Source organism: Streptomyces sp. NPDC058469 (genome assembly GCF_042721125.1).
Taxonomy (GTDB): domain Bacteria; phylum Actinomycetota; class Actinomycetes; order Streptomycetales; family Streptomycetaceae; genus Streptomyces.
Map to the genome: position 1 here is coordinate 1 of NZ_JBHXME010000306.1, position 5,415 is coordinate 5,415.

Annotated in this window: 5 protein-coding genes and 1 pseudogene; 3 read left to right on the top strand and 3 right to left on the bottom strand. The window is 69.3% G+C overall.

Annotation, left to right across the window (positions count from 1 at the left end; translation table 11 throughout):
* Positions 1–159: 159 nt before the first annotated feature.
* Positions 160–783: a TetR family transcriptional regulator gene (locus ACFWP5_RS51680; RefSeq protein ID WP_384174175.1), complete on the bottom strand. Its 624-nt coding sequence runs from the start codon at positions 781–783 to the stop codon at positions 160–162.
* Between the two features lie 141 nt (positions 784–924).
* Between ACFWP5_RS51680 and ACFWP5_RS51685 the strand changes: the two genes are divergently transcribed.
* The 3 genes from ACFWP5_RS51685 (at position 925) to ACFWP5_RS51695 (ending at position 2,740) form a co-directional block, all read left to right on the top strand.
* Positions 925–1,092 (top strand): hypothetical protein, encoded by a 168-nt coding sequence (locus ACFWP5_RS51685; RefSeq protein ID WP_384174178.1) that lies wholly within the window; start codon positions 925–927, stop codon positions 1,090–1,092.
* A 44-nt stretch (positions 1,093–1,136) separates the two neighbouring features.
* Positions 1,137–1,433, top strand: a complete 297-nt coding sequence (locus ACFWP5_RS51690) for a DUF4190 domain-containing protein (RefSeq protein ID WP_384174181.1) — start codon at positions 1,137–1,139, stop codon at positions 1,431–1,433.
* A gap of 143 nt (positions 1,434–1,576) precedes the next feature.
* Positions 1,577–2,740: a cysteine desulfurase family protein gene (locus tag ACFWP5_RS51695; RefSeq protein ID WP_384174184.1), complete on the top strand. Its 1,164-nt coding sequence runs from the start codon at positions 1,577–1,579 to the stop codon at positions 2,738–2,740.
* Positions 2,741–2,904: 164 nt separating this feature from the next.
* On the opposite strand, the gene ACFWP5_RS51700 is transcribed toward ACFWP5_RS51695, so the two are convergent.
* On the bottom strand, positions 2,905–4,614 hold the full coding sequence (locus ACFWP5_RS51700; RefSeq protein ID WP_384174187.1) for a multicopper oxidase family protein: 1,710 nt from the start codon (positions 4,612–4,614) through the stop codon (positions 2,905–2,907).
* Positions 4,615–4,828: 214 nt separating this feature from the next.
* Positions 4,829–5,326, bottom strand: a pseudogene (locus ACFWP5_RS51705) (N-acetylmuramoyl-L-alanine amidase); the annotation flags it as partial.
* Positions 5,327–5,415: the final 89 nt, after the last annotated feature.

Below are 5,415 nucleotides of genomic sequence, written 5' to 3' on the forward strand. Positions count from 1 at the left end.
CGGCACGCCCGGACACCGGGCGCGCCGCCCCTGTCGCATGTCCGCCGTCATACGGAACTCTCAGCCGCCGGTACGGAACTCTCAGCCGCCGGTGGCAAGTTGCGCGCCGGTAGGGAACTCGCGGTCGCCGGTGCGGAGTTGTCCGCCGGTACGGAGCTGTCAGCCGAGCCAGTGCCGACGGCCGACGCTGATCAACCGCATCTGCTGCTGGGCGAGTTGGGCCACGCGTTCGCGCTCCTCGTCCGACGCCTCCAGTGCCTCCAGGAAGAGCGAGGCCGTGATGAGCATCTGGTCGACATAGAGGTGGGCCAGCATCAACAGGTCCTCGTCGCGCCAGCCCCGCGACTCCGGGTCCTTGGCCAGCTCGGCCTTCACCTCCTCGGCGAACCGGGCGAGTTGCTCCCGGATGGCCTCCCGTACCGGCTGGACCCCGCCGTGCCGCTCGCGGGCGATGAAGCGGACGTGGGCCGGGTGCGTGTCCACGTGGTGGGCGATCAACTCGACCGCGCGCGTGATGCGTTGGCCGCTGTCCGCCGGGGCCACCGTCTGCCGGATCATCGGATGCAGACTGCCCAGCGCCTCCTCGACGAGCGCGACCCCCAGGTCGGCCGTGGAACGGAAGTGCCGGTAGAAGGCGGTCGGGGCGACGCCCACGGCACGGGTGACCTCGCGCAGACCCAGACTGCTCAGGCTCTGCTCCTCCAGCAGCCCCAACGCGGCGTCCAGCAACGCCTGTCGGGTCTTCTGCTTCTGTACCTGCCGGATGCCGAGGGTGTGACTCATGTCATCCAGTTAACAACTGTTCTCCGCAATTGGAAAGTCGCCGGACGCGCTAGACTCAAGTTCAGTGAACAAGTGTTACTACAACCGTTCACCGAAACGTAACGAGAGCCGTCAAGGCCCTCTCGGAGGGGGATTCATCCCATGCTGTTCCTCGTCGTAGCGCTCCTGCTGTTCGGCGTCGTGGTGGGCACCGTGGCCCACGCGCCGCTCGCCTTCACCGCCGTCGCCGCCACCGTCATCGCCGTATGGCTGGGCGTCTTCGCGCTCCGTGAGCGGCACGGCCGCCGCAGCCGTACGACCGCCAACTGACCGCCCGACCCACCATCCACCCGATCCTCGGGAGCCGAACCGCCATGCAACTCACCGCACCGGCAGCCAGCAGCACCGCCCACGCCAACCCCAACGTCAAGCCCACCGGCCGTCGTGACGCCGACGGCATGGCCGTAGCGTCCTTCATCCTCGGCCTCGTCGGCCTGCTCGTGCTCAACGTGTTCCTCGGCCCGATCGCCATCGCCCTGGCCGGCGCGGCGCTGTGGCGCGGCACCGCCCGTCGCGGCCGTGCCTTCCTCGGCCTGGGACTCGGCATCGCCGATCTGCTGGTCCTCGTCGCCTTCATGCAGATCGACAGCACGCTCTCCTGGAGCTTCTAGGCGCGACCGGAGATCTTTCCGGGAGCCACCGGATTCGACCGACGCGGATGTGGTGACAAGCGGCCCGGGACGAGCCGCGCCACCACCGCCGGACCGCCCGCCCCTCCGGGGTGCGCACCAGGGCCCGTAGAATCGGCGTCACCATGGCATACCTCGACCACGCCGCGACCACCCCGATGCTTCCCGAGGCAGTCGAGGCGATGACGGCCCACCTGAGCATCACGGGCAACGCCTCCTCCCTCCACGCTTCCGGCCGCAAGGCCCGCCGTACGGTCGAGGAGTCCCGGGAAACCCTTGCCGAAGCGCTCGGCGCCCGCCCCAGTGAGGTCGTCTTCACCTCCGGCGGCACCGAGGCCGACAACCTCGCGGTGAAGGGCCTGTACTGGTCCCGCCGCGACGCCGACCCGGCCCGCACCCGCGTCCTGGCCAGCCCCGTCGAGCACCACGCCGTCCTGGACGCCGTGCACTGGCTGGGCGAACACGAGGGCGCCACCGTCGAGTACCTCCCGGTCGACCCCTACGGCCGCGTCCGCCCCGAGGTGCTGCGCGAGGCGATCGCCCGCAACCCCGACGACGTCGCCCTGGCGACCGTGATGTGGGCCAACAACGAGATCGGCACGGTCATGCCGGTTCGCGAACTCGCCGATGTGGCGGGGGAGTTCGGCATCCCGCTGCACGCCGACGCGGTCCAGGCCTTCGGCCAGGTCCCCGTCGACTTCGCCGCCTCCGGTCTCGCCGCGGCGACCGTCTCCGGCCACAAGATCGGCGGTCCGTACGGCATCGGCGCCCTGCTGCTTGGCCGCGAGTACACCCTCGTACCCGTCCTGCACGGCGGCGGCCAGGAACGCCATGTCCGCTCCGGCACCCTCGACGTCCCCGCGATCGCCTCCTTCGCGGTCGCCGGCCGACTCGCCGCCGAACAGCGCGAAGGGTTCGCCCACGAGATCGGCGCCCTGCGCGACGACCTGGTCTCGGCCGTCCGTACGGCGGTCCCGGACGCGATCCTCGGCGGCGACCCGGTGGACCGCCTCCCGGCCAACGCCCACTTCACGTTCCCCGGTTGCGAGGGCGACTCCCTGCTGCTCCTGCTGGACGCCCAGGGCATCGAGTGCTCCACCGGCTCGGCCTGCACCGCGGGTGTCGCCCAGCCCAGCCATGTCCTCCTCGCCACCGGCACCGATCCGGACCTGGCCCGCGGCACCCTGCGCTTCTCCCTCGGCCACACCTCCACGGAGGCTGACGTCGAGGCCGTGGCGAAGGCGATCGGCCCGGCGGTGGAGCGTGCTCGCGCCGCCGGTCTGACCTGATGTCGGAGCGTCAGGTCGTCAGGTCGTCGGGGACACGGGGTCCCTACGACCTGGACACACCTGGAACCGGAGAGAGCCCGCCGACTCTCCCCGGCCCCTGAGGTGTCCGGCGTCCACGGGGGAGGCACACACCGGACACCGGGCGACCCGTGGTCCCCGCGGGACTAGTCGTCCGTCGCGCTGGCGCTGGCCGTCGCGGTCGAGTCGTCCGTCGCGGTCGCCGACGCACTGGCACTCGTGGACGCACTCGCACTCGCACTGGCCGTGGCCGTGGAGTCGGTGGTGTCGGTGGTGTCGGTCGTGCTCGTACCCGTCACCATGAGGGAGGCCATCATGCCCTCGTCCTCGTGCTGCAGGAGATGGCAGTGGAGCATGTACATATAGGTGTCGTCGGCGAAGTCGGTGAACTCCATGGCGATCTTGATCGAACCGCCGCCGACCACCTCGTAGGTGTCGTACCAGCCGAGCTGGACCCCGGTGGGATCCTCGCCGTTGATGGCGATCAACTGGTACGGCACGTCGTGCAGGTGGAACGAGTGCTCCAGCTGGGTGGCGTTCTGGATCGTCCAGATCTCCTTCGCGCCGACCGTCGTGCTGATCATCGACATCGCGGCCATGGTCGTGCCCGCTGCCCCGTTGATCAGCATGGTGGCGCCGCTCTGGCTCAGCGTGATCGTCCGGGCGGTGAAGTCACTCGTGTCGTACCGGTCGATGGTGTTGAGGGTGCTGGGCAGGTCGGCCGGGGTGTCGGTGCCGCCGGCCGTCACCGCGAGGACGTCGTACGTGCCGCTGCCGCCGCGGATCCAGCCGGTGGTGATCACGGCCTGCAGGGTGGCGTCCGCGGTGAGGTCCATGACGAACTCGGCACGGGCCCCGGCCACCAGGCGGATCGTGGTCACCTCGGTGGCCTCGGTCAGGTAGCCCTGGTCGGTGGTGATCTGCGTGAGGGTGCCGCCGTCGCTGCGCTGGATCGTGATGATGTCGGACGGGGAGGCGTTCAGGGCGCGGAAGCGGTTGCGGGTCTTGGTGGCGGTGAAACCGAGCGTGGTGGAGTCCACGTTGGTCCCGTTGAGCAGCAGGGGGAACGTGGTGGTGCTCAGGCGGTAGCCGGCCGCGTCGTACTTGATGTCTCCGGCGGTGTCCACGGCGAGGGACTGGAAGATGAGCGGGATGTCGTCGACGCCGTAGTCGCTGGGCAGTGCGGCGGACGCGTCCGAGGAGTCCTCGACGATGATCATCCCGGCCAGGCCGTGCACGGCCTGCTTCGCGGTGGTTCCCAGGGCGTGCGGGTGGTACCAGAGCGTGGTGGCCGGGTCCTTGACCGTGAAGGTCGGCGACCAGGTCGTGCCGTCGGCGAAGGCGACCTGGGGGCCACCGTCCATCTTCGCGGGCACGTGGGCGCCGTGGAAGTGGACCGTCGTGTCCTCACCGATGTCGTTGGTGATGTTGAGGAGGACCTCGTCGCCGTTCGTCCACTTCAGGGTGGGGCCCAGGAAGTCCTGGTTGTAGCCCATCGTGCTGCTGGTGACGCCCGAGATCACCTCGTGGGTGCCGGTCTTGGCCTCCAGCGTGTACGTGGTGACGCCGCTGGAGGTGGTGCCCTCCAGGAGGTCGGGGATGGTGAGGGTGGCGTCCGCCGCGGACGCCTTGTCCTTCGCCCCGCTCAGCAGGGAGAAGGTCGCCCCGGCCCCGACGACCGCCGCGATGCCGGCGCCGGCCATGCCGCCGAGGAACTTGCGCCGGTGCAGGCCCTTGCCCCGGGCCGCGTTGTCCTTGCTGTGCTCGCGCTTCTCGGCGGTGTTCTTGCGGTGGTTGCCCCTGCTGTCCCTGGTGTCTCTGTTCTCTTCGGACGCGGGCTCGCTGGTGTGTGTCATGGGGCCAGAGATTTGACCTAAGGGCTGTGTAAAAACTGGGCAGTAGTTAGCAGTGGGCAGGGCAAGCTGTGAAAGGTAAGCGTGCACGGACTCTCCACAACTCCCCTTGTGGAGAAGCCGAGTTGACGTGTCCCAGGTCACCTCCGGAGCGGGGGACGCATCGGACACCGTCGTGACTGAAACGACTCATAGCCAAAGTGGAGTGTGACCCGAGTCACACTCGTGTCCGGTGTGCCCGCCTTACGAGCCCCATGTACCGGTCCCAGTCCCAGTACCGCCCGGGGTCCGTGTGATCGGTCCCCGGCACCTCCACATGCCCGATGACGTGCTCCCGGTCGACGGGTATCCCGTACCGCCCGCATATCTCCGCCGTCAGCCGCGCGGAGCTCGTGTACATCGCCTCGGTGAACGAGGACGCCCGCTCCACGAAGCCCTCGTGCTCGATGCCGACACTGCGTTCGTTGTACTCCCGGTTGCCCGCGTGGAAGGCCACGTCCAGCTCGCGGATCATCTGCGTGATGCCCCCGCCCTTGCGGACGATGTAGTGGGCCGCCGCCTGGTGCCCGGGGTCCTGGAAGGCCTTCACCGCACTGTCGTAACCGCCCTGCGTGACATGGATGACCACCCGGTCTATCGCGTAGTCGTCCGGTCGGTCGGCCCGCCGGTAGTTGGCCGAGGACGCCGCCACCCACGTCGCCCCCCGGAAGTCGATTCCCGCCGACGCGGCCGACGTCCACTACCACACGCGCAACGGCAGCGCTCTGGTCACGTTCACGAGCAGGCGGATACCGGACTACCTGC